Origin of the sequence: Polynucleobacter yangtzensis, from assembly GCF_027924165.1 — a bacterium.
Classification (GTDB): Bacteria; Pseudomonadota; Gammaproteobacteria; order Burkholderiales; family Burkholderiaceae; genus Polynucleobacter; species Polynucleobacter yangtzensis.
Genome location: NZ_AP026973.1, coordinates 1,678,203 through 1,703,462 on the forward strand (window position 1 = coordinate 1,678,203; position 25,260 = coordinate 1,703,462).

Here is a 25,260-nt window from a genome sequence, read left to right on the forward strand (position 1 = left end):
CGATCTTAAGCAACAAGGTGCTCTAGTTCAAACTAGAGGGCGCTTTAAATATTTCTAGCCAAAGTGCTTGAACTGCATCCCTGGCAGCAATGAACTCAGGCTCTTGATCTAAATCGACACGAGTTTTTTCAGCTCCGTCTAAACGTAATCGATGTTGGCGCGCCCTTAATAAGCGATAAGCATCGCCAACGGATTGCGCCGCCTCAGCAGCAATCAAACCAATCTCACCAGCAATCTGTAACAAAGCAATATTACCGAGATTGCCGATCAATTTTGGATGCTGATGAACATAAGCAAGCACCAAGAATTGGACTATGAACTCAATATCTACCATGCCGCCAGCATCGTGCTTTAAGTCAAATTCTGGGTTGGCGTTAGGGTGACCTGCATGGACTTTACGACGCATCTCTAAAATTTCAGAGCGGAGTTGCTCAATGTTTCTTTGTTGGCTTAACACTTCAGAACGAACCGAATCAAAGAATGAGCCCACCAGCGAATTACCCGCTGAGAAGCGTGCGCGCGTGAGAGCCTGATGCTCCCAAACCCAAGCAGCATTGTCACCCTCACGAAGCTGATACTTCCTAAAAGCCTCCGCATTGGTCACCAAGAATCCAGCCGATCCATTAGGACGCAAGCGGGTATCAATTTCAAATAGACTGCCAGTAGAAGTAAACGCTGTAAGCCAGTTAATCATTCTCTTTGCTAACAGAGCATAAATTTCTTGGGCAGCGTAATCAGCCTCATCTGCCTGATATAAAAAGATAATGTCTAAATCAGATGCGTAGCCCAACTCTTTGCCACCCAACTTGCCATAAGAAATAACAGCAAAAGGTGGATTTGTATCGGCAGGTAACTCAAACTTCTTAAGCACGCTTGGCCATACTCGCTCAAAGGTAGTTTGCAGAATCAAGTCTGCCAGCGCAGATAAATGATCGCTTACTTGCTCTACCGGCAAAGCTTGTTGTACGCCAATTCCGAGATCCGTCAATAGCGTAATGAACGTTTCATTGTGATGAGTCACTCGCAAAATATCCATTGCCTGCTCAGAGCCATCACCATCAGACATCACATCATCAAGCTGCATATTGAGATTAGATCTCACATCACCCCAATATTTTTCAGGATCCTCAATTAATGCTCTTTCAGCCTGAGAATTCAATAAGTAATCGAGTAAATGGGGGTGGCGCGTTAAATATTGAGCTCCCCATTGAGAGGCCTTGAGCAAATCCAATACATTTGACAGTGCTCTGGGATACTCGGCCAAAATAGAAAGATATGCACTGCGCCTAGCAATCGCCTCAAGCAAGTCAAAAAAACGTAATAGTGTTTGATCTGCATGAGCTGAATTAGAGCCATCATTTTGCAAACTTTCTGCGGCTTTACACATTAAGTTATCAAAAATTAAACGGCTTTTTTCAGGTAATAACTTTTGCTTTGGGCCATCTACCCAAGCCTGCCAGCGCGCACAAGAGCCAGGGAAGAATGCTTGATCAGGAACCCAGCCAATAGCTAAGGGGATTATTTCAAGGCGCGCACCATCGTCCAACAAGAAGGCCTTTTCGAATAAGTGCGCAACATGATTTTGGTGTTGTTCCAATTCAGCCATAAGATCACCCGCCTGGGCATCTTGACCTTGCATCGAAATCGCCAAGCGCGCACGCGCACTTTCATCGTCTGGCAGGTAATGCGTTTGCTGATCATCCCAAACCTGTATGCGATGCTCTAAACGTCTTAGGAAAATATAAGCAGCTTGTAATGACTCCACCTCATGAGCAGGCAGGATATTGCAATGCTTAATGAGCTCTAACACTTCTAAGCTAGGGCGCACTCTAAAGCGAGGATCCGTGCCCCCCCTCATCAACTGGAACATTTGCGCTAAAAACTCAATCTCTCGTATGCCGCCGCGACCCAACTTAATATCACGTGAACGCCCTTGATGACCCGAGGATCTTTTTTCAGCTTCGGCCTGTATTTGTGCATGCAGATCACGAATAGAGGCAATCACGCCGTAATCTAAATGCCTGCGATATACAAAGGGGCGAATCAGCTGATCAAGTTCTTTTTGACAATGAGCAAAGTCTGGAGACCCTGGTAGTGGCGCAATCAACCTACCTTTAATCCAGGCATAGCGCTCCCACTCTCTACCCTGCACCAAAAGGTATTCCTCTAACATGTCTAAACTACATACCAAAGGCCCTGAATCGCCATTAGGACGAAGGCGCATATCTACACGGAATACAAAACCGTTGGCATCGTGCTCAGCAAGTAACTTGATTAAGCGCTTACCCATTCGAGAAAACCACTCGTGATTAGACAAGCTCTTAGGGCCACCAGCAGTCTCACCCTCATGCTCATACAAAAATATGAGATCGATATCTGAAGAGAGATTTAACTCAAGACCACCCAATTTACCCATACCAACAACCATGAGAGGCATTTCAGATTGGGTCGTATTACTCCAAGGCAAACCAAAACGATTTTTGAGATCTTCTCGAATAAATGCAATCGAAGTGGAAACCGCTAATTCGGCAAAATGACTTAGTGCGTGGGTGACCTCATCCAAATCAGCCAAACCATTTAGATCCCGAAATGCCACCCATAACATTAAGCGCTGCCTTGCCAAGCGCAAATTGGCCATCCACTCAGCCTCATCCTGCTCGTTTGATGCAGAAATTGCCTGGCACTCGTCCAGTAAATTCCTAATACCTTGCAAATCAACCTTTTTTTGCCCCTGAATGGCAAGCCACTCAACCCATTCGGGGCGCGCACTTAGCCAACGTCGCGCATAAGTCGAATGCCGCTGCAAAAAATCGATTTGTTGGGAAAAATCATCCATCCCCCCATCTTAATCCGACCTTGAAATCCCCTGGCATAAGCTTGGCGATGAAGCTAAGGCTGACGGATAATAGGGGTCATGCTGCAAAACATTATTCCGCCTCGCCTTAAGAGCGCGCTTGCTAAACGTCCTCAAGGTTCGAGTCGAACTTGGCGTAAGCGTGCCTTGATTTTGGGGGGCGTAATTCTGATCCTTTCTGTACTGGTGCATGTGGGGGTGCGTTTTGTTCTTTGGCCGCAAATCGAGAAGTCCAAGGCCTCAGTTGAAAAACTCATCAGCGCGCGAATTGGCGCTGATGTATCGATGGACTCACTGCATGTTTCATGGACGGGAATTAGGCCTGATTTTGAAATCGAAGGCTTGCGCTTTAACGTCCCAGAAAAAACAAAACCTCTTTTATTTATACAAAAGATAAACGGACAGTTAAGTTGGGCTTCCTTTTATCATCTCGCACCATTTTTTCAAGAACTCACTTTTGAAGGCGCTGAAATTTATGCACAACGGAATAGCAAGGGCGCTATTAGTGTTGCAGGCATCTCGATTGATGGCAAGACGAATGATTACTCTGCAGAGAATTGGCTTTTTTCTCAAAACGAAATTCGAGTAAAGGATGTCAAATTATTTTGGGAGGACCAACTCAAAAAGAAGCCGTCTACTGCGATAGAGATACAAAGTCTTACTCTCAGTAACGGCATTCGCAGCCACATAGGCTCAATCAGCGCAACAACTCCCTGGACCAAGGGCCCCCTCCTACTGGATATTGATTTAGTCCATCACATAGGCGGCCAAGCAGGCAATTGGCGCGATTGGATTGGAACCATCTCCTGGAATTTAAATACCCTTCAGCTCGGTCAGATTGCGAATGAATTTTCCCTCCCACTAAATACTCTAGAGGGCGCACTCAGCTCAAAGGGGAAATTAAAAATTGATAACGGCAAGCCTGATGGTGGAGAAATTTATCTTGCAGCCGATGATTTAACAATTCAACTATCTAAGAATGAGGATGCAATTGCTCTTGGGCGATTAGAAACAAACCTGACTCAGGAAACTGATAACGGAATGATCTCTATCACTACCAAGACATTTGCATGGCGTGATACCGAAAGCCCAAAATCAACTTCCTTAGAGAATTTAAGCCCCATGACTTTCCGATGGAGACCGCCGGCAGGCGATGAAGAAATTAAAGAGTTTGGCTTTTCATCCCCCAAGATTTCCGTAGAGGATATTGCTTTATTTGCCCTTAATCTTCCACTCTCTAAAAAAGTCCAACAATGGATTAAAGCTTCTAAAGCCGATGGAGAGCTGCAAGATCTGGATATCTCCTGGTCTGAGAGCAAATCCCCTTTATCAGCTCTGAATATTCCCGGTGGCTGGTTTAAATCAAGCAAACTAGGCTTTAATGTGAGCGCAAAACTGATCGATGTTAGTTTTATCGGCATCAACAAATCTATGCCCTCTGTATCAAATCTGTCAGGATTTCTGGCTGCAGACCAAACCAAAGGAAGCTTCACCATCCAATCCAATAATTTAGGAGTGGAGATAAATGATCTATTGGTGGATCCAAAAATAAAACTAGATAAAGCTAATGGTCAAATTTCCTGGTCAAAACAAAAAGGTAACTGGGTTATTAATACAAAGCAGTTAGCACTGAGTAATCCTGAGATTTCGACAACACTCAATCTGAACTACATCATTGGCGAAGTTAATAAGCCAGACTTCATGACACTGGATATGGACTTTGCACAAGCAAATCTACAGACTGCCTATAGATATTTGCCAGTTAGCATGGGAAGCGAAGTCAAAACCTATTTAAGAAAAGCCTTTGATGCAGGAGTAATTAAAAAGGGGAATCTCCATATTAAAGGTGATCCTAATGAGGTGCCTTTCCCAAAAGCAGGCTCCGGAGAATTCACGCTCAATCTACCTATCGTTGGCGCAACCTTTAGCCCGGTGCCCTCCACATCACCTGCACAAGGTTTATGGCCCGCCTTTAATAACGTGAATGGCGTTATTAATATGCAGAATGCCAACTTTACGGTAGACATTGATCAGGCAAGCTACAAACAGGTTGCCCTGAGCAAATTCCATGCTGAGATACCAAGTGTTAGTGCAAAGCAATTAATCCTGACAGTAAATGGCGAAGCACAGGGCGATGCGCCGCAACTCCTGGATTATTTATTTACCTCACCTGTCGGCAAGAAACAGGCTGAGCTTGAGAAAAATTTAAAGATTACAGGGCCTACTAACTTAAATCTTGGCTTAAAAATTCCACTATCCGGCACTGGTGATACCAATACGGATATTCAAATTAACTTCCCTGGCAATAGAGTTCAATGGGCCGACATACCTCCTTTTGAAAATCTCAAAGGCAAAATTCGCATTACCGAAGTCAATCCAGAATTCGAAGATATTACAGCTGAGTTTCTTGGTGGCTCCATTAAAATTTCGAGCACAATACCTAGCCAAAACAGCCAAAGCTACAGCATCGCAGGAAATATTTCTGCGAACTTCATCAAGGATTACTTTGCAAAGGATGCTGCAGTACAGGCATCCCCTATTTTGCAATCCCTTAGTGGTGTGGCTAGGTATGACGGCGTTATTAATTTCAACAAGGGTAATAGCGAAACTAGCCTAAAAATCGACATGCGTGACTGGGGTAGTACTGCGCCCGCACCCCTGAAAAAACAGGCGGGTACCTTGATGTCTGGTCAGCTGAACCTTAAAACCTTCGCCAAAACAAAAAGTAATTCCAGCCGCCTCACTTGGGATGGAAAGATTGGGGACGCCTACTTTATTCAAGGCGAAATTGCTGGTGATGACCTGCTTCGTCAAGCTGTAGGCATTGGCGCGCCCGCCATCCTTCCTCAAGAGGGCCTTGCGCTAAATATTGTTAGCAATGAGTTGAACGCAGATGCTTGGCAAGAATTTTTGAGTAATCAAAACAGAAAAAAATCTGGGGTGAGCGCTAACCCAAACACTACAAGTAATGTCCAAGTTTCAGCACAAGTAAAACAATTAACTTTGTTTGACCGCGTCTGGCAGGATATTAATTTGGCTGCAAGCAATAAAGGTCCTACCTGGCAACTGCGCATGAGAGGATCCCCTCAAGTTGCCGGCAATATCCAATATCAACCAGCTACAACATCTGATGGTAGCGACTTAATTAGCGGACGACTTGTGCGCTTAAAGATTCCTGAAGAGCTTGTTAGCGCAGCAATCCCTACAAAGCAAACTTCAAAAACTCCGCCGACTAAAAATAAATTTGGTCCCGGATCGATGCCTAGTATTGAATTAACCATTGATGATTTTGATTGGAACAAAGCACGGCTTGGTCAGGTAAAAATTAAAACTAAGACCATAGGCAATACTGTCAATTTCGAATCTGTTCAATTCAACAATCCACAAGGTAGCTCAACTACAACTGGTCGTTGGGTTGGGGCTACGCAAACTACCCCCGCACACACCAACTTAAATATTGATTTGGATATTAAGGATGCGGGCCAGATTATTGGTCACTGGACTAATCAAAAGTCAGTAGAGGGCGGGCAAGGTAAGTTGACAATAAATGCAGATTGGGACGGCTCCCCATTTAACCCTCAATATGAGACCCTGTCAGGCAAGGCAAATTTAAGTTTAGAAAAAGGTCGCCTCTTAGAAGTTAATACCAGTGGAGCAAAGCTACTAGATGTTCTGAGTTTGCAAAGTTTATTTAGGTTTGCCACGTTAGACCTAAAAGGTAGTCTAGGAAATATTGTTACCAAAGGAACGCCATTCAATACGATTGATGCCTCGTTTGATTTGAATGCAGGTGTAGCTCAAACCAAGCAATTCACAATGGGCTTAGATCAGGCGCGCGTTGCTATGACCGGACAAATCAACATCCCCAAGCAAACGCAAGATTTACGTGTCACCATTTTTCCAACAATTGATGCAACTGCAGGCTCTTTAGCCGCATTTGCCATCAACCCAATCGTAGGTCTTGGCGCTCTTGTTGGGCAATACCTCATTACCAGCCAAATTAATCGCAACCTACAGTCTGATTATTTAGTGCAAGGATCATGGGATAACCCGGAAGTCATTCCACTTGATCAAAAAGGTCAGCCGATTGATACAAAAACATTAGATACGATTCGTAGCAAGGACTTGCTTAAAGAGCAAAGCAAACCGGACAATACTACGGGGCCACAAACCAACCCAAACAATTCAAGCGCTCCAAATAAAACTGCAAACTAGATTGCTATGAGCACACCTGTAAATTCCTCAAATCTCAAGGTCGCATCTATTCAGATGGTCTCCACTCCCAGTCTGCAAGAGAACCTTTCTACAGCAAGTAGGCTCATCTCATCAGCGGCGGCGGATGGCGCGCAGTTAGCCGTTCTACCAGAATACTTTTGCTTAATGGGTCTTAAGGACACAGATAAAGTCTCTGCACGCGAAAGCTTTGGTAGCGGCCCCATCCAAGAGCAGCTCTCCCAGATTGCCAAACAGAACAAGCTGCACTTGGTTGCTGGCACTATTCCGCTTGAGGCAAGAGATCCAAATAAAGTACTCAATACAACTCTTGTATTTGATCCCGCAGGCCAACAAATCACTCGCTACGACAAAATTCATTTATTTGGCTTTCAAACAGCAACCGAGCGCTACCAAGAATCGGAAACGATTGAGGCTGGAAATGAGCCAGGGATCTTAAAGATTTCTGTTGATGGCAACAATTGGACTTTTGGCTTAAGTATTTGTTATGACCTGCGTTTTCCAGAGCTCTATCGCGCGCTAGGTCAGGTAGATTGCCATATCATTCCGGCCGCATTTACCTACACCACCGGAAAAGACCATTGGGAAATTCTGTTGCGCGCCCGAGCCATTGAAAACCAAAGTTATGTATTAGCGTCAGCCCAAGGTGGCAAACATCAAAACCAGCGTCGCACTTGGGGCAATAGCATGTTGATTGACCCTTGGGGCGAGGTCTTAGCTAATCTCCCTGAAGGAGAAGGCTTTATTTCTGGTGTCTTGTGCAAAGATAAATTAAACGAGGTACGCTCTAAGTTACCTGCACTTGCACATCGCAAGATTTAAAGAAAGATCCGCCCAATCACATGAATGCACCAGAAGCACTATTTCCTGCAAATTGGACTAAAGCCAAAAAGCAAGCAGACCTTATTAAATTAGCCAAATCTATTCTGCTTGAGCCAACAGGATTATCAGAACAAGATTTGCATCACACCTTTGGCCATCTATTTACCCATCGTCTTGATGATGCGGACCTTTACTTTCAACATACTCGCAGCGAGAGCTGGAGTCTTGAAGAGGGCATCGTTAAATCTGGCAGCTTCAATATTGATCAAGGTGTTGGGGTCCGCGCCATCTATGGTGATAAGACCGCCTTTGCCTATTCAGATGAAATTAATTTAGAAGCTTTAAGCAAGGCAGCAAAAGCAACTCGAGTAATCGGACCAGCAGGCGGCAAGCAAGCGGTTGCAAGTAAATTATTTAACCCCGCATCAAATAAGCTCTACTCAGATATCAACCCCCTTGACTCACTACAGCCTAAGGAAAAAATCGCGCTACTAGAAAGCATTGAGCGCCGAGCTAAGGCGCGTGATCCACGCATCATTCAAGTGATGGCAAGTCTTGCTGGAGAGTTTGATGTAGTTTTGGTAGTTAGGGCTGATGGTTTATTGGCTGCCGATGTCCGCCCCCTGGTGCGCGTTTCCGTCCATGTCATTGCTGAACAAAATGGTCGCCGAGAATCTGGATCTTCCGGTGGTGGCGCGCGCCATGACTACCTGTACTTCGATCAAGAACTCATCAATCGCTATGTTGATGAAGCGGTTGATGGTGCTTTAGTAAACCTAGAATCACGTCCTGCCCCAGCAGGCCCAATGACCGTGGTGATGGGGCCAGGATGGCCTGGCGTCCTTTTGCATGAAGCAGTTGGACATGGTCTTGAGGGCGACTTTAATCGCAAGGGCTCTTCTGCATTTGCCGGACGAATTGGACAACGTGTTGCTGCAAAAGGCGTCACTGTTGTTGATGATGGCACCCTATCTGGACGAAGAGGTTCTTTAAACATTGATGATGAAGGTACGCCTACGCAATGCACCACATTAATTGAGGATGGCATTTTGAAGGGTTACATTCAGGACAGCCTCAATGCACGCTTAATGAATATGCCCCTCACCGGAAATGGTCGACGCGAAAGCTTTGCCTCGCTTCCAATGCCGCGTATGACAAATACTTACATGCTGGCTGGCAAAGACGATCCTCAAGAAATCGTGGCCAGTATTAAACGTGGTTTGTATGCGGTCAATTTTGGCGGTGGCCAAGTGGATATCACCAGCGGCAAATTTGTTTTTTCTGCGTCAGAAGCCTACTGGGTTGAAAACGGCAAAATCCAATACCCCGTTAAAGGTGCCACCATTATTGGCAGCGGTCCAGAGTCCCTAAAACAGGTCTCCATGATCGGAAATGACCTCAAACTCGATGGCGGGGTTGGGGTTTGCGGCAAGGAAGGGCAAAGCGTTCCGGTTGGAGTCGGGCAACCCACTCTCCGAATTGACAGCCTTACCGTGGGCGGGACTGCCTGATATTGGCAAATTACGGCTTAAAATAGCCGGATGAGCCAACAAAATACAAATCCCGCTAATTGGTACTCCGCGGTCGACAAGACCTCCGATACCGACGATCAACGCATCGACAAGATTTCTGTTCTGCCTCCGCCAGAGCATTTAATCCGCTTCTTTCCAATCTCTGGAACACCAACAGAAGCGTTGATCAGCAAAACTCGCAAAAAGATTCGCGACATTATTCACGGTAAAGATGATCGCTTACTCGTCATTATTGGACCATGCTCTATTCATGATCCACGTGCAGCACTCGAATACTGTCAACGCCTTTTAAGTGAGCGCGAACGTTTTGCTGGCGAACTAGAAATTGTGATGCGTGTGTATTTTGAAAAGCCACGCACTACTGTTGGCTGGAAAGGTTTGATCAATGACCCGTACCTTGATGAAAGCTATCGCATCGAAGAGGGACTACGTCTTGCCCGCCAAGTGCTAATGGAAATTAATCGCCTCGGCATGCCAGCAGGTAGCGAATTCCTAGATGTCATCTCTCCTCAATATATTGCTGATCTGATTTCATGGGGAGCAATCGGTGCACGTACGACTGAGAGTCAAGTTCATCGCGAACTCGCATCAGGACTCTCTGCGCCTATTGGCTTTAAAAATGGTACCGATGGAAATATCAAGATTGCTACCGATGCTATTCAAGCAGCAGGTCGCCCACATCACTTCTTGTCCGTGCATAAGAATGGTCAAGTATCTGTTGTTGAAACCAAAGGCAATAAAGATTGCCACGTCATTTTGCGTGGCGGTAAAGAGCCGAACTATGAAGCCAAGTTTGTACAGGCCGCCTGCTCTGAGCTAGAAGCAGCCAAGCTTCCAGCTAGTTTAATGGTTGACTTGTCTCATGCTAATTCAAGCAAGAAGCATGAGCGTCAAATCGTAGTTGCTGATGATGTTGCACAGCAAATTGAATCTGGCTCACATCAGATTTTTGGTGTGATGGTAGAAAGTCATTTAAATGATGGTGCTCAGAAATTTACACCAGGCAAAGATGACCCAAGTAAATTAGAGTACGGTCGCAGTATTACTGATGCGTGTATTAACTGGGATGATTCGGTACAAGTATTAGAGCGTCTTGCTACTGCTGTTAAAACACGTAGAAGCAAGAAAAAATAATGCAGAAGTAATCTTGCAAGTAACAACACTAAAGAGACTAAATTACTTAGTCTCTTTTTTTTCGTGCTTCCAAAGTACGTCAGATCCGCCGGCTGCACGATTTAAGATGCGAGCCAACACAAAGAGCAAATCTGATAAACGATTCACATATTGCCTGGGGGAATCATACAAAGGCTCTTCCCAGCCTAAGCGGACAATCGAACGCTCTGCTCTACGGCAAACCGTACGGCACACATGCGCCTGTGCAGCAGCTCGAGTACCGCCTGGCAAAATGAATTCGGTCAAAGGCGGCAGCTGTTGATTGTATTTTTCAAGCCAAACATCTAACTGAGCTACATGCTCAGGATTGAGTAGCTTGTAGTTGGGGATGCAAAGCTCACCCCCCAAATCAAATAAATCATGTTGCACCTGCAGGAAAAGCTCGTGCAATTCAGCGGAAATGCCTTCAGGAATCTGCTCAGTCATCAAAACCCCGATTTCTGAGTTCAATTCATCGATATCACCCATAGCGCAGATACGCAGATGATCCTTCTCCACGCGACTGCCGTCACCCAAGCCAGTCATCCCGGCGTCACCTGTTCTGGTGGCGATTTTTGATAGTCGATTTCCCATAAGCTTAATTATAGGTAAATGGCTAAAATGATTCTTATGAATATGGTGACCCCACCCCCCGAATTAGCCGCTATTAGCGCCCTTCAGTCCAAATTGGTTTCGGCTTTGCGCCCAATCCTTCCGGAATATGCCCTTCTATGGGAGCCAGAAGACACTATTCCCTATGAGTGTGATGGTCTGGCCGCTTATAGAAGAATGCCTTTGGCAGTAGCTTTGCCAGAAACCGAGGAGCAAGTAGCCCAGATTTTGAAGATTTGCTATGCAATGCAAATTCCTGTTGTGCCTCGAGGATCTGGAACTGGCCTCTCGGGAGGTGCAATGCCCCTTTCTCAAGGATTGGTGCTGTCATTAGCCAAGCTTAAGAAAATTATCAGCATTGATCCTTTTACTCGCACTGCAGTTGTTCAACCTGGTGTTCGCAATCTTGCCATTTCTGAAGCAGTTGCACACCTTGGCTTGTATTACGCACCAGACCCTTCTTCGCAAATTGCCTGCTCTATTGGCGGCAACGTGAATGAAAACTCCGGTGGCGTGCACTGCCTCAAATATGGCCTCACCTTACATAACGTTCTGCGCGTCCGCGGAATACTAATGAATGGTGAGATCGTAGAATTTGGCGGCTTAGCCCCAGATGCACCCGGCCTTGATTTGCTAGCAATCATGATGGGCAGCGAAGGTATGCTCGCGGTTGTGACTGAAGTGACAGTTAAATTGGTTGCTAAACCAAAGTTGGCTCGCGTGATCATGGCAAGTTTTGATGACATCGAAAAAGGTGGTAACGCAGTAGCTGCCATCATTGCTGCAGGCATTATTCCTGCTGGCTTGGAAATGATGGATAAAGCCACCACTCGCGCTGTAGAGGAATTTGTACACGCAGGCTATGACTTAGATGCAGCGGCTATTTTGTTATGCGAATCCGATGGCACCCCAGAAGAAGTTGCTGAAGAAATTGAGCGCATGACTAAGGTGTTGGAACAAGCAGGCGCTAGCGGTATACAGATCTCAAAAGATGAAAGTGAGCGCTTGAAATTTTGGAGTGGTCGTAAGAATGCATTCCCTGCTGCAGGCCGCCTAGCCCCTGATTACTACTGCATGGACGGCACCATTCCCCGCCGTCATATCGCCACCTTACTCAAGCGTATCCAAGGCATGGAAGAGAAATATGGGCTTGGTTGCTTAAACGTTTTTCATGCTGGTGACGGCAATATGCATCCTCTGATTTTGTTTAACGGCGCCGATCAGGAAGAGTGGCATCGCGCAGAAGAATTCGGTACTGAAATTTTGGAAGCTTGCGTTGAGCTTGGTGGCACCATTACTGGTGAGCACGGTGTTGGCATTGAAAAAATTAATTCAATGTGCGTGCAATTTGGCGAAGGTGAGCGTGAATCTTTCTGGGGCGTGAAGAGCGCCTTCGATCCTGAGAAACTTCTCAACCCAGATAAAGCAATTCCGACACTTAATCGCTGCGCTGAATATGGCCGTATGCGTATAAGTGGTGGTCAGTTACCCCATCCAGAATTGGAGCGCTTCTAATGAGTCACTCCAATCTACAAGTGGATGCATTTCGCGAACAGATTCTGAATGCAGCCAAGAATAAAACCCCTCTCTCCATTGAAGGTGGGGGCACAAAATCCTGGTACGGCAATCCCAATAACTATGCCAAGCTAGATACTCGCTCTTACTCGGGCATTTTGGAATACCAACCAGAAGAGCTAGTGATTACCGCTTGTGCAGGTACACCACTAAAAGAAATTGAAGCAGTCCTCAAAGAAAAAAATCAGGTGCTTGCGTTTGAGCCTCCACACTTTGGTGAGAATGCAACCTTTGGTGGTGCCATTGCCGCTGGTCTAGCCGGCCCTGGCCGTATCACCGTTGGCAATTTCCGCGACTTCGTATTGGGTGCCCGTATCCTAGATGGCAAGGGACAAGATCTTTCCTTTGGCGGCAAGGTCATGAAGAACGTTGCAGGCTATGACGTATCTCGCTTACTACCAGGCTCCTTGGGCACCCTATCCCTCTTATTAGAGGCTTCAGTAAAAGTATTGCCAAAGCCTGCTGCGACTGCAACTTTACGCTGCCAACTCTCTCAAGAGAAAGCGCTAAAAGCATTAAATGAATGGGCGGGACAGCCACTGCCACTTTCTGCTAGCTGCTGGATTGGGTCAGCTAAAGGCGGAGATGGAGAGCTCACCTTCCGTCTCGCGGGCGCAGCAGCTGCAGTTAAGGCTGCGATCCCACTTATGAGTTCTTTGGTTAATGCGACTGAACTCAATGAAGGAGTTGCCGAGGACTTTTGGAATAATTTGCGCGAGCAAAAAATTTCTGCTTTTGGCAACCTTGGCGCAGATCAAACTTTGTATCGTGTAGCGCTGCCTGCAGCATGTGGACCAATTGCAATTTCTGGCGCTAATGATGAAATTATTTTTGAGTGGCATGGACAGCAACGCTGGATAAAAGCACCTGGTGATGAAGCTACCTTTGCAGCCATCAAAGCCATTGCTAATTATCATGGTGGTCATGCAACTCGCTTTAGACAGGGCGCAAACGTAGACCCTTCCTATCAGCGCTTTACCTTACTCACAGAGCAAGCTCATTCCAAAGCCCTTGAAGCCGTACAAGAGCGCTTGAGATCCGCCTTTGATCCTGCTGGCGTATTTGCCACTAAACGTCTTCCATAAGTATTTCTATGCAAACTCAACTCGCTCCTCAATTTGCCAACACACCGGAAGGTATCGAGGCAGCCCGTATTCTGGGCAAATGCGTTCACTGCGGATTTTGTACCGCTACCTGTCCAACCTATCAAATCCTTGGCGATGAATTAGATGGTCCGCGCGGACGTATCTACCTCATCAAGCAAATCGCTGAGGGCCAAGTACCAACAGAAAAGACACGCCTGCATTTGGATCGCTGCTTAACCTGTCGTAATTGCGAAAGCACTTGCCCAAGTGGTGTGCAATACGGCAACTTAGTTGATATTGGCCGCAAATGGGCAGAAGAAAATACGCCTGAGCGTCCAATTGCTCAGCGCCTAACTCGTTGGGCCCTAAAAGAAGGTTTGACCAAGCCAGCTTTATTCAATACTGCAATGACCTTGGGTCGCTTGGTACGCCCATTAATGCCTAGCGGTATTCAACGCAAGATCCCATTGACCCTCAATAAGGCATTGGCGAACTCAACCGATCCATACGCAAGACCTGCAACTACGCATCAGCGCAAAATGGTTTTGCTAGAAGGCTGCGTTCAGCCAGGCATGTTGCCAAATATCAACTCAGCAACAGCACGTGTACTGAATGCATTGAAGATCCAATTGATTAGTGCGCCAAGCGCTACTTGTTGTGGAGCTTTGCGCTATCACCTCAATGATCAAGCTGGCGGTCTCGATAATGCCAAGCAAAATATTGATGCTTGGTGGCCTTTAGTAGAGGGTGGCGTAGAAGCGATTGTGATGACAGCATCCGGTTGTGGCGTGATGGTGAAAGACTATGGACATCTGTTTGCAAATGATCCTGTCTATGCTGCAAAAGCCAAAAAGATCTCTGATTTAACTAAGGATATTTCTGAGATTCTTCCTGCGTTACAAAATGAGCTTGTGCAACTGGTAGGCACCGATCCCAAATCTGGCGTGGTTTATCACCCACCCTGCACCTTGCAACACGGCCAACAAATCCGCGGCAAGGTTGAGGGACTACTTTCAAGCATTGGCATCGGTGTGCGTTTATGTGCGGATAGTCATCTTTGCTGTGGATCTGCAGGCACCTACTCCGTGACCCAGCCAGAACTTTCTGAACAGCTACGTAAAAACAAGCTCACCCACCTCAATGCTGCATGCGAAGAGTCTGGAGCGGAGATGATTGTTTCAGGAAATATTGGCTGCATTACCCATCTCCAGCAAGATGACACTCCGGTGTTGCATTGGATTGAGATCGTCGATCAACTGGTTGCTAAATCTTCTAAGGCCTCATGAATTCCATTGTTGTTAATTTGATGCAAGTCAGAGAGCGGATTGAACTTGCCGCTCTAGCAGCAAAACGTGAGCCCGAAGAAATTGAACTCTTAGCTGTCAGCAAAACATTTCCGGCTTCAGCGGTAGAAGAAGCAATGCATGCTGGTCAATCTGCCTTTGGAGAAAACTATGTTCAAGAGGCTGTTGAAAAAATACAGAAGCTTGCCAAATTACGCCCTTGGTTGGTATGGCACTTCATTGGGCCACTACAGAGCAACAAAACCCGAGAGGTTGCGGAGCATTTTGATTGGGTTCACAGTGTTGATCGCCTCAAAATTGCAGAACGTCTCTCCGCTCAAAGAGGTGAATTCCCTGATCTAGCCCCATTACAAGTTTGCGCACAAATCAATGTAAGCGAAGAAGACAGTAAAAGTGGCGTCTCACTGGCGGAAGTTGAAGCACTTTGTAATGCCATCACTTCGCTACCTAATTTAGTTCTCAGGGGCTTAATGGCCATTCCTGCACCTAGCCCAAACATAGAGCAGCAACGTCAAGCGTTTGGCGCTGTACGTGAGTGCTTTCTACAGATTCAGGCAGCTCACGATGGTGAGTTGGGATACCAGTTTTTTGACACCCTCTCTATGGGCATGTCCGATGATTTAGAAGCGGCAATCTTAGAGGGAAGTACGATGGTTCGTGTTGGCACAGCCATTTTTGGGAAGCGCGATAAGATTAACAAATGAGCATAAATAAAACCGCACAAAACAATAGCAACGCCCACATCACATTTATTGGTGGCGGCAATATGGGGCGCGCCTTGATTAGCGGCCTCCTTGCGAACGGATTTGAGCCAAATCAAATTTCCGTTGTTGAAGCGAACGCCGTAACGGCTTTAAAGTTGCATGAGGACTATGGCGTTCAGGGTATTGGCGCTTTGGAGCAAATTGCTTTTGACTTCTCTAAAAATAATGTCGTTGTTATGGCAATCAAACCCCAAGACTTTAATGTTGTTGCAAAGGGGTTGGCTGCGAAACTGAAGCATGCAAGCGCGCCTGGCCCACTGATCCTTAGCATCGCTGCTGGCATTCGCCTAAAAGACATGAGTCGTTGGCTGGATCACACACGCTGTGTTCGTGCCATGCCTAATACACCTGCATTAATTGGCAAAGGCATCACTGGACTCTTTGCAGATACAGCAGTTGATAAAGCTGATCGTGCTTTAGCCGAAACCATTTGCAATGCAGTAGGTCAAGCAGTATGGGTGTCTGAAGAAAAACTGATGGATGCAGTCACCGCCGTATCCGGAAGTGGCCCTGCTTATGTTTTTGCCTTTTTAGAAGCAATGCAATCTGCTGGTGAGAAGCTCGGTCTTGATACAGCAACTGCACGCAAACTTGCCTATGCAACCCTTGAGGGCGCTACACAGTTGGCTCATAACTCTGATGAACATGCTGGCGTTTTGCGCGAGAGAGTTACTTCTAAGGGTGGCACCACTGCAGCAGCCTTAGATGTGATGAAGCAACAAGGCTGGCACGAGATTTTGGAAAAAGCAATTGATGCAGCAAGTCAACGTGGCAAAGCTATGGGTGACGAGTTGGGTCAGAGCTAGTTAATAGCCAAACCCAGCACAATTCCAAGAAATAAAAACCCGCCAAGCCAGTTGTTATGGCGGAATGCCTTAAAACAATCTTCTCTATTGCGAGTAGAAACCAGCTTTAGGTGATAGATGGCACAAGCCAAGGCTGCGAACCAGCCTAGTAAAAAATAATTACTAAGGTTGGCCAATTGCGCTACCCACACTTGGCTGATAAATAGCACTCCATAGCTCATAGCAATGGCGATAACATCGTAGCGACCAAAAGTGATGGCTGATGTTCTTAAACCCAGACGCAAATCATCGTCGCGATCGACCATGGCATAGGCTGTGTCATAAGCAATGGCCCAGAAAATATTCCCCACAAACAAGATCCAAGCCTCTAGCGGAACGAAATCCAGAATCGCTGCGTATGCCATTGGGATACCAAACCCAAAAGCTATTCCCAAGACTGCTTGAGGCATCGCAAAGAAGCGCTTAGTGAAGGGATAAATAAAGGCAACCAGTAGCGCAAGAACTGACAGTTGCTTTGTAAATACATTCAGAGGCTGGATCAGTAAAAAAGCGATGAAAGCCAGCGCACCTGCTACAGCCACCGCCTCTTTCCCAGAAATTTTTCCACTTGTGACAGGGCGTCCCTGGGTTCTTTTAACGTGACGATCAAAGTTACGATCAGCGTAGTCGTTAATAGCACAACCCGCGCTACGCATGAGAAACGTACCTAGAGTAAAAATCAACAAGATAGATAAATCAGGGGTACCACTACTGGCTAACCAGAGAGCCCAGAGCGTAGGCCACAACAGCAATAGCGTACCAATAGGTTTGTCTAACCTAATTAAATACCCATAAGAAATGAAACGCTCTTTTAAGCTCATGAAGTAATTATCAAGCTTTTAGAAACTCTGCACGAGATCCAAGCCAGCGCTCTAGGTGTCGCTCCACCAGATCCGCGTGCTCGGCAAGTAATCGGTCAGCCGCCTGCTGCGCAAGCTCAATTAACCAGGCATCGCGTTGGAGGTCTGCAAAGCGCAACATGGCATCGCCTGACTGCTTGGCGCCGAGCAACTCGCCGGGGCCGCGTAGCGATAAATCACGTTCGGCAATCACAAATCCATCTGATGTCTCACGCAAAGTTTGCAAACGTTCTTTAGCAGCCATTGAAAGCGGCTCTGCATACATCAAGATACAGACTGAATCTGCCGACCCCCTACCAACGCGCCCGCGTAATTGATGAATCTGGGCATAACCAAAACGCTCCGCATGCTCAATTACCATTAATGCGGCGTTAGGCACATCCACTCCCACCTCGATCACCGTAGTGGCTACCAGAAGTTGAATTTCATTTGCTTTGAAGGCAGCCATCACTGCCGCTTTTTCTTCTGCCTTTAATCTGCCATGCACCAAGCCTACTTTAAAGTCAGGCAAGGCTTGTGTCAGCTGCTCAAAGCTTTCAGTTGCTGTTTGTAATTGCAGCGCTTCAGACTCTTCAATAAGCGGACAAACCCAATAGGCCTGAAGTCCTTTTGATAACCAACTTTGTAGTCCGCCAATCACTTCATCACGGCGACTAGCTTTGACTACTTTAGTGGCAATTGGTTTGCGCCCTGGAGGTAATTCATCAATAACAGAAACATCTAGATCGGCGTAATACGTCATTGCTAATGTTCTAGGTATGGGAGTTGCAGACATCATTAACTGATGACAATAAAACAATTCTGATCCAACACGTTGCTGAATCTCTAAACGCTGCCTTACCCCAAAGCGATGTTGCTCATCAATGACTGCTAAGCCAAGTTTGGCAAAGCTCACGCTTTCTTGAATAAGCGCATGTGTACCAATAATGAGCTGAGCTTGCCCATTCTCAATCACCTCTTGCGCCAGTCGTTTCTCTTTAGCTTTTAAGCTGCCGGATAACCAAGCGATTTTTACCCCCAAAGGCTCAAACCATTCCTTCATCTTTAGATAATGTTGCTCAGCCAAAATCTCTGTAGGCGCCATGATGGCGGCTTGATAGCCGTGATCCATGACCCGCGCTGCAGACAAGGCAGCCACTACCGTCTTACCACTACCGACATCGCCTTGGAGTAGGCGATTCATAGGAAAAGACTTAGAGAGATCCTTACTGATTTCTGACCAAACGCGATCTTGCGCATTCGTTAATTTAAAAGGCAATACTTTCAGCAAACCTTCTTCAAAGGATTTCTTCTTGTCCTTACTTTGTTCATTCATCTTTCCAAAGCTTGGTGCATTTCGTTCGCGACGAATCGCATGCGCTCGCTTTAAAGAAATTTGCTGAGCCAGCAACTCTTCAAATTGCACCCTGCGCCAGGCGGGATGCGTACGCTCTAACAATGATTGAGTATTGGCGTCAGCGGGAGGCTGATGCAAATAGGTAATTGCAGACTGCAAACTGGGCCAATCATTACTGGGCAATAGCTCTGCCATCAGTTTTTTAGGTAAGAACTCTGCCAAGCTCTCTTGCAAACTAGGGTCACGCAAAGCTTGTGTAACTGCTTTACGAATAACAGTCTGTGAAACGCCAACGCTTGCTGGATAGACTGGAGTAAGGCTATTTGGTAACGGCGCATCTGGAGCTACAGCGCGTACATTCGGGTGAACCATCTCCGAGCCTTGGAAACCATCTCGCACCTCGCCACGCACTCGAACATGGACGCCGACCGCCATCTGTTTTTGCTGGCTGGGGTAGAAATTGAGAAAGCGCAGATTCAGAGTCTCAGTCTCATCCTCAATAGTGACAATCATCTGTCTTCTAGGCCGAAATAAGACTTGGTTGCGAATCACGACGCCCTGGGTCTGGGCTGAGACGAACCTACCCTGGACAATGGCCTCTTCAATGGTGAGTAACTCCGTCTCATCCTCATAACGGGATGGCAAGTGCAAAGCAAGGGCCATAGGGCTGTCTAAACCCATTTTTTGGAGTGTGCTTGGCGCTTGTTTAGTAGTCATCGTTAAAATCTAATACCTGATGGTAATGCTATGCAACTTTCCGACTTCAATTACGAACTTCCCGCCGAACTAATCGCCCAACATCCCTTGGCGAATAGAACCGATAGCCGCCTCTTAGAGGTCAGGGCTGATGGGCCAAATCACGTTCAATTAGTAGATCGGCAGTTTAAGGACATTCTTAGCCTTGTTCAGCCTGGGGACTTATTAGTCTTCAATGACACCAAGGTCATTCCGGCTCGATTACACGGCAAAAAGGAGACTGGTGGCAATGTTGAGCTCCTGATTGAACGCATTAGCGGTGAAATGCAAGCTTGGGTACAAATTAGAGCTTCTAAGGTGCCAAGGACTGGCAGCATTGTTCATATTCACAATAAAGCTGGTGAAACATTTCCAGTAGAGATGATTGGATATGACGGGCGTTTCTATGAAGTCCGCTTTCCTGAGAATGTCTTCTCTTTACTTGAGCGCTTTGGCGAGCTTCCTCTGCCCCCTTACATCGAACATCAACCAGATGGTGAGGATGCGCAACGCTATCAAACAGTAGTAGCCAAAAATCCAGGTGCAGTTGCAGCTCCAACAGCGGGCCTGCATTTTGATGAAGCTATTTTGCAAAAGATCAAAGATTTGGGTGTAAATCAAGCAACCGTTACATTGCATGTTGGTGCAGGAACATTTACTCCGGTGCGCGAAGAAGATCTCTCAAAACACAAGATGCACTATGAGTGGTACTCCATTCCAAAGGAAACTTTAGAGGCAATTGAGACCACCAAGAACAATGGTGGCCGAGTGATCGCTGTAGGCACCACTAGCCTTCGAGCCCTAGAGAGTCAAGCAGCAAGCGGACAAAGCAGCGGGGAGACCAATCTCTTTATTACCCCAGGCTATCAATTTAAAACAGTGGATTGTTTGCTAACCAACTTTCATCTGCCAAAATCTACTTTATTAATGTTAGTTAGTGCTTTAGCGGGAGTGAATAACATTCGTGCCGCCTATCAACATGCTATTTCACAGAAGTATCGCTTCTTCAGTTATGGAGATGCGATGTTTCTTTGCCGACTCGAGAATACAAAAATATGACCAAACCAATTCACTTCAATATCTTGGCGCGTGACTCCCAGAGCCCAGCGCGACTTGGTCAGCTGGATCTTCCGCACGGTAGCGTACAAACGCCGATCTTCATGCCCGTTGGTACGTACGGCACGGTAAAGGCCATGACGCCTCGCGATTTGAATGAAGCTAAAGCACAAATCATTTTGGGAAATACTTTTCACCTTTGGTTGAGACCGGGATTAGATGTCATCAAAAAACATGGCGGCCTTCATCGCTTCATGGGATGGGATAAACCAATCCTGACTGACTCTGGTGGCTTTCAGGTATTTAGCTTGGGTGCATTACGCAAGATCTCTGAAGAGGGTGTTACATTTGCCTCGCCGATTAATGGTGACAAATTATTTATGTCCCCAGAAGTATCGATGGAAATTCAAGCGGTGCTAAATAGCGATATCGCTATGCAGTTTGATGAATGCACTCCTTATGAGATTAAGGGCCAACCTACTTCTGAAAAAACTGCACGCGCCTCACTAGAAATGTCACTTCGTTGGGGTGACCGCTCGCTCAAACGCTTTCGCGAACTAGACACTGGCAACGGCCTCTTTGGGATTGTCCAAGGCGGTATGTTTGAGAATCTGCGTGAATTTTCTCTGGACGCCGTTACCCAGCAAGGGTTTGATGGTATTGCGATTGGCGGGCTCTCCGTTGGCGAACCCAAACCCGAGTTTGAGCGCATTCTCAATTTCACCGCTCCCAAACTGCCAGAACATATGCCGCACTATTTGATGGGTGTAGGCACTCCAGAAGACCTGATTTTGGGTGTCAGCCTGGGCATTGATATGTTCGATTGCGTGATGCCTACCCGTAATGCTCGTAATGGCTGGCTTTTCACCCGCTTTGGAGACCTAAAACTACGTAATTCTGGGTACAAGGACGATGATCGCCCTGTAGACCCAACCTGTGCCTGCTATACCTGCCAAAACTTCACCAGATCCTACTTAAATCACCTCCAAAAAGCGAATGAGATCCTGGGGTCCCAACTCAATACCATTCACAACCTGTCCTACTACCTGCAGCTTATGACTGAGGTCCGCGAGGCACTCAGCAAGGACCGCTTTAGCGCCTATCGCGAGGAATTTCACAGTAATCGCCAGCGCGGCGTAGAGCCTGGACAGGATTAATAGCCCTACAGGGGGCTCAACCCCCTTCAAATCACCTCCAAAGTCCCACACAGTTTAGAATTGCGGGTTACGGCCCAAGGTTCAAAGGTCGAAAAACTCAGCAGTTTTTAATTGGTAATTAATGGAGGTTTTGTATGTGGATTAGTAACGCTTTTGCCCAAGCTCCTGCAGCGGGCGCAGATTCCGGTGGCTTGATGAGCTTCCTCCCTTTGATTTTGATGTTTGCAGTTTTGTACTTCATCATGATTCGCCCACAAATGAAGCGTCAAAAAGAAACTAAAGCAATGCTTGAGTCATTAGGCGTTGGCGATGAAGTAGTTACTGTTGGCGGCATTATGGGCAAAGTAACAGCACTCAAGGACCAAGTAGTGACCGTTGAAATTTCTGCTGGTACTGAAGTACAAATGCAAAAAGGTGCCATCACTACAGTATTGCCAAAAGGCACACTGAAGTCTGCTTAATGCATCCGCTTAATTTGTTTGTTTAAAAGTATCTCAATATGAATCGCTATCCTCTCTGGAAATATCTAGTTATCGCCATTGCATTACTGATTGGCGGACTATATTCATTACCCAATTTCTATGGTGAGGCTCCAGCGGTTCAAGTCTCGTCTGCCAAACCAACCATCAAGGTTGATTTGGCAACACAGGCTCGGGTTGAAAAAATCCTGACTGAAGCGAACATTGGCAACACCGGCATCTTCTTTGAGGTCGCTGGCAATGTAGGCTCAATCAAGGTTCGCTTTAATAGCACCGATATTCAATTGCGTGCACGCGATCTCTTGCAGCAAAAATTGAATAACGATCAAAATGATCCTAACTACACCGTTGCATTAAATTTACTTTCCAATACACCAGGATGGCTTAATGCAATCAATGCATTGCCAATGCCTTTAGGACTTGACTTACGTGGTGGCGTGTACTTCCTTCTACAGGTAGACATGAAAGGCGCCGTTCAGAAGAAGGTTACTTCTTTAGCAACGGATATTCGCAGTCAATTACGCGACAAAAATATTCGTCATCAAGGCATTGAGCGTGGCGCTGACTTCATTTCCATTAGCTTTGGCAGCACTGCTGATGCTGAGGCAGCTCGCTCTGTATTAATGACAGCGCAACCGGAATTAGTTTGGCAGGTTAAGCCTACCGGGCTTTCACCAAAAGTGATCGGTGAATTTAAGCCCACTGCATTAAAAGAAATTCAAGATAACGCTGTTAAGCAAAACATCATCACATTGAATAAACGCGTGAATGAACTCGCGGTTAAAGAGCCCGTCATTCAGCAACAAGGTGCTGAGCGTATTGTGGTGCAACTACCAGGCGTACAAGATACAGCGCGTGCTAAAGACATTATTGGCCGTACAGCCACACTCGAATCACGCTTAGCTGATCCACTCGTATCCACTATCGCTCTAGGCGAAACTCCTCCTCCAGGTATGGATACTTTCCGCTTCGGTGAAAACCGTTTGGGTGTATTCAAAAAATCAGTGATCTTTAGCGGTGATCGCATTACCGATGCAAGCGCTGGCTTTGATCAAAATCAACGCCCTGCTGTCAATATCTCCTTAGATGCGGCTGGTGGTCGCGTGATGCAAGAAGTGACTCGTGAAAACATTGGCAAACCAATGGGCATGATCTTGTTTGAAAAAGGCAAAGGTGAAGTGCTCACGATAGCTACCATTCAAAGTGAATTTGGTTCTAAGTTCCAGATCACTGGTCAACCTACTACCGAGAGCGCCAATGACTTAGCCCTCTTGTTACGCGCAGGCTCATTAGCAGCGCCAATGGAAATCATTGAAGAACGCACTATCGGACCAAGCTTGGGTGCAGAAAACATTGAGAAAGGATTTAAGTCTCTCTTAATTGGTTTTGGTGCTATTGCTATCTTTATGATGGCTTACTACCTCTTATTTGGAACATTCTCAGTTGTGGCGTTAGCAGTCAATCTGCTCTTGCTCATTTCGGTACTTTCCATGTTGCAAGCCACGCTCACCTTGCCTGGTATTGCAGCGATGGCTTTAGCGCTTGGTATGGCGATTGACTCTAACGTGTTGATCAACGAACGTATTCGCGAAGAGTTGCGTAATGGCGCAGCTCCACAAACAGCCATTGCTGTAGGCTTCGACAAAGCCTGGGCAACCATTCTAGACTCAAACGTCACCACTTTAATTGCTGGTCTAGCCTTGTTAGCATTTGGCTCTGGTCCTATTAAAGGATTCGCAGTAGTTCACTGCTTAGGTATTCTGACTTCAATGTTCTCGGCTGTCTTCTTCTCACGTGGCCTTGTTAATCTTTGGTACGGCAGACATAAGAAGATTCAAAAACTCGCTATCGGCCAAGTTTGGCGCCCACAGGAGAAATAAGCCATGGAATTTTTCCGGATCAAAAAAGATATCCCCTTCATGCGCCATGCATTGGTGCTCAATGCGATTTCTTTAATTACTTTTTTAGCGGCTGTCTTTTTCCTCTGGCATAACGGCCTGCACCTCTCCATCGAATTTACTGGTGGCACGGTTATGGAAGTTAGCTATCCACAAACTGCGCCACTAGACTCCATTCGCTCAAAAGTTGAGAAGCTTGGTTACGCAGATACCCAAATTCAAAACTTTGGTAGCTCACGCGACGTGATGATTCGCCTGCCTTTACAAAAAGATGCTGAAGGCAAACTCATCTCCTCCGCTGATCAAAGTACAGCAGTAATGCAAGCGCTAGATCCAGCAGCAACTGGTGTAAAGCTCCAGCGTGTTGAATTTGTTGGTCCACAAGTTGGTCGTGAGCTAGCAATAGATGGATTAATGGCATTGCTATTTGTGATTATTGGCATTGTGGTTTACCTCTCATTCCGCTTTGAGTGGAAATTTGCGGTTGCCGGCATCATCGCGAACTTACATGACATTGTCATCATCTTGGGTTTCTTTGCCTTCTTCCAATGGGAGTTCTCACTCTCAGTTTTGGCAGCGGTGCTCGCGGTTCTAGGCTACTCAGTAAACGAATCCGTGGTGATCTTTGACCGTATTCGCGAAAACTTCCGCAAATACCGCAAGATGAATACCCGTGAAATCATCGATAACGCAATCACCAGCACTATCAGCCGCACTGTTATTACTCACGGCAGTACAGAGATGATGGTTTTAGCTATGCTTATCTTCGGCGGCCCAACGCTCTTCTACTTTGCTTTGGCGCTGACCATTGGTATTTTGTTTGGTATTTACTCTTCAGTCTTCGTTGCTGCAGCGCTAGCTATGTGGCTTGGTGTTACACGAGAAGATTTGGTGAAGGGCGATAAAAAGCCTGATGACGAAGCACGCAAAGATGACCCTAACTACGGGGCGCGGGTTTAAG

At 46.4% G+C, this 25,260-nt stretch carries 18 protein-coding genes; 14 read left to right on the forward strand and 4 right to left on the reverse strand.

Going from position 1 to position 25,260, the window contains the following annotated elements:
• Positions 1–22: 22 nt before the first annotated feature.
• Positions 23–2,836 (reverse strand): bifunctional [glutamate--ammonia ligase]-adenylyl-L-tyrosine phosphorylase/[glutamate--ammonia-ligase] adenylyltransferase, encoded by a 2,814-nt coding sequence (gene glnE / locus QMF28_RS08425; protein WP_281742297.1) that lies wholly within the window; start codon positions 2,834–2,836, stop codon positions 23–25.
• A 78-nt stretch (positions 2,837–2,914) separates the two neighbouring features.
• Here glnE and QMF28_RS08430 point away from each other — a divergent pair, with 78 nt between their 5' ends.
• The 4 genes from QMF28_RS08430 to QMF28_RS08445 are packed head-to-tail and all read left to right on the forward strand — an operon-like array spanning position 2,915 to position 10,575.
• Positions 2,915–7,069, forward strand: a complete 4,155-nt coding sequence (locus QMF28_RS08430; RefSeq protein ID WP_281742299.1) for a YhdP family protein — start codon at positions 2,915–2,917, stop codon at positions 7,067–7,069.
• A 6-nt stretch (positions 7,070–7,075) separates the two neighbouring features.
• Complete coding sequence (locus tag QMF28_RS08435) at positions 7,076–7,909, forward strand: carbon-nitrogen hydrolase family protein (protein ID WP_281742300.1); 834 nt, start codon at positions 7,076–7,078, stop codon at positions 7,907–7,909.
• A 20-nt stretch (positions 7,910–7,929) separates the two neighbouring features.
• Positions 7,930–9,420 carry a metalloprotease TldD gene (gene tldD / locus QMF28_RS08440; RefSeq protein ID WP_281742302.1) on the forward strand — a complete coding sequence of 497 codons (1,491 nt, stop codon included), beginning with the start codon at positions 7,930–7,932 and terminating at the stop codon, positions 9,418–9,420.
• Positions 9,421–9,450: 30 nt separating this feature from the next.
• Positions 9,451–10,575 carry a 3-deoxy-7-phosphoheptulonate synthase gene (locus QMF28_RS08445; protein ID WP_215347654.1) on the forward strand — a complete coding sequence of 375 codons (1,125 nt, stop codon included), beginning with the start codon at positions 9,451–9,453 and terminating at the stop codon, positions 10,573–10,575.
• A gap of 42 nt (positions 10,576–10,617) precedes the next feature.
• On the opposite strand, the gene QMF28_RS08450 is transcribed toward QMF28_RS08445, so the two are convergent.
• Positions 10,618–11,187 carry a cob(I)yrinic acid a,c-diamide adenosyltransferase gene (locus QMF28_RS08450; RefSeq protein ID WP_068320888.1) on the reverse strand — a complete coding sequence of 190 codons (570 nt, stop codon included), beginning with the start codon at positions 11,185–11,187 and terminating at the stop codon, positions 10,618–10,620.
• A 42-nt stretch (positions 11,188–11,229) separates the two neighbouring features.
• Between QMF28_RS08450 and QMF28_RS08455 the strand changes: the two genes are divergently transcribed.
• From QMF28_RS08455 to proC, 5 genes are read left to right on the forward strand one after another with little or no spacing between them, the layout of a single operon-like run.
• On the forward strand, positions 11,230–12,720 hold the full coding sequence (locus QMF28_RS08455) for an FAD-linked oxidase C-terminal domain-containing protein (protein ID WP_281743667.1): 1,491 nt from the start codon (positions 11,230–11,232) through the stop codon (positions 12,718–12,720).
• Positions 12,720–13,865, forward strand: a complete 1,146-nt coding sequence (gene glcE / locus QMF28_RS08460) for a glycolate oxidase subunit GlcE (protein ID WP_281742304.1) — start codon at positions 12,720–12,722, stop codon at positions 13,863–13,865. The genes QMF28_RS08455 and glcE overlap by 1 nt, the downstream gene beginning before the upstream one ends.
• An 8-nt stretch (positions 13,866–13,873) precedes the next feature.
• On the forward strand, positions 13,874–15,151 hold the full coding sequence (glcF, locus tag QMF28_RS08465) for a glycolate oxidase subunit GlcF (RefSeq protein WP_281742305.1): 1,278 nt from the start codon (positions 13,874–13,876) through the stop codon (positions 15,149–15,151).
• A complete protein-coding gene (locus QMF28_RS08470; RefSeq protein ID WP_281742306.1) occupies positions 15,148–15,873 on the forward strand; it encodes a YggS family pyridoxal phosphate-dependent enzyme in 726 nt (241 codons plus the stop codon). Before glcF ends, QMF28_RS08470 begins: the two co-directional genes overlap by 4 nt.
• Positions 15,870–16,739 carry a pyrroline-5-carboxylate reductase gene (gene proC, locus QMF28_RS08475; RefSeq protein WP_281742307.1) on the forward strand — a complete coding sequence of 290 codons (870 nt, stop codon included), beginning with the start codon at positions 15,870–15,872 and terminating at the stop codon, positions 16,737–16,739. The genes QMF28_RS08470 and proC overlap by 4 nt, the downstream gene beginning before the upstream one ends.
• Here the strand turns inward: proC and ubiA are convergent.
• Positions 16,736–17,599: a 4-hydroxybenzoate octaprenyltransferase gene (gene ubiA, locus QMF28_RS08480; RefSeq protein ID WP_281742308.1), complete on the reverse strand. Its 864-nt coding sequence runs from the start codon at positions 17,597–17,599 to the stop codon at positions 16,736–16,738. The genes proC and ubiA overlap by 4 nt on opposite strands.
• Before the next feature lie 10 nt (positions 17,600–17,609).
• On the reverse strand, positions 17,610–19,691 hold the full coding sequence (gene recG / locus QMF28_RS08485; RefSeq protein WP_281742309.1) for an ATP-dependent DNA helicase RecG: 2,082 nt from the start codon (positions 19,689–19,691) through the stop codon (positions 17,610–17,612).
• Positions 19,692–19,721: 30 nt separating this feature from the next.
• On the opposite strand from recG, the gene queA reads away from it, so the two are divergent.
• The 5 genes from queA to secF all read left to right on the forward strand — a co-directional run bounded on the left by queA (position 19,722) and on the right by secF (position 25,259).
• Positions 19,722–20,768, forward strand: a complete 1,047-nt coding sequence (gene queA, locus QMF28_RS08490; protein ID WP_281742311.1) for a tRNA preQ1(34) S-adenosylmethionine ribosyltransferase-isomerase QueA — start codon at positions 19,722–19,724, stop codon at positions 20,766–20,768.
• Complete coding sequence (gene tgt, locus QMF28_RS08495) at positions 20,765–21,922, forward strand: tRNA guanosine(34) transglycosylase Tgt (RefSeq protein WP_281742312.1); 1,158 nt, start codon at positions 20,765–20,767, stop codon at positions 21,920–21,922. The genes queA and tgt overlap by 4 nt, the downstream gene beginning before the upstream one ends.
• A gap of 134 nt (positions 21,923–22,056) precedes the next feature.
• A complete protein-coding gene (yajC, locus tag QMF28_RS08500; RefSeq protein WP_068320905.1) occupies positions 22,057–22,383 on the forward strand; it encodes a preprotein translocase subunit YajC in 327 nt (108 codons plus the stop codon).
• Positions 22,384–22,421: 38 nt separating this feature from the next.
• On the forward strand, positions 22,422–24,281 hold the full coding sequence (gene secD / locus QMF28_RS08505) for a protein translocase subunit SecD (protein ID WP_281742315.1): 1,860 nt from the start codon (positions 22,422–22,424) through the stop codon (positions 24,279–24,281).
• A gap of 3 nt (positions 24,282–24,284) precedes the next feature.
• Positions 24,285–25,259 (forward strand): protein translocase subunit SecF, encoded by a 975-nt coding sequence (gene secF / locus QMF28_RS08510; protein WP_068320913.1) that lies wholly within the window; start codon positions 24,285–24,287, stop codon positions 25,257–25,259.
• The last annotated feature ends 1 nt before the right edge of the window (position 25,260 follow it).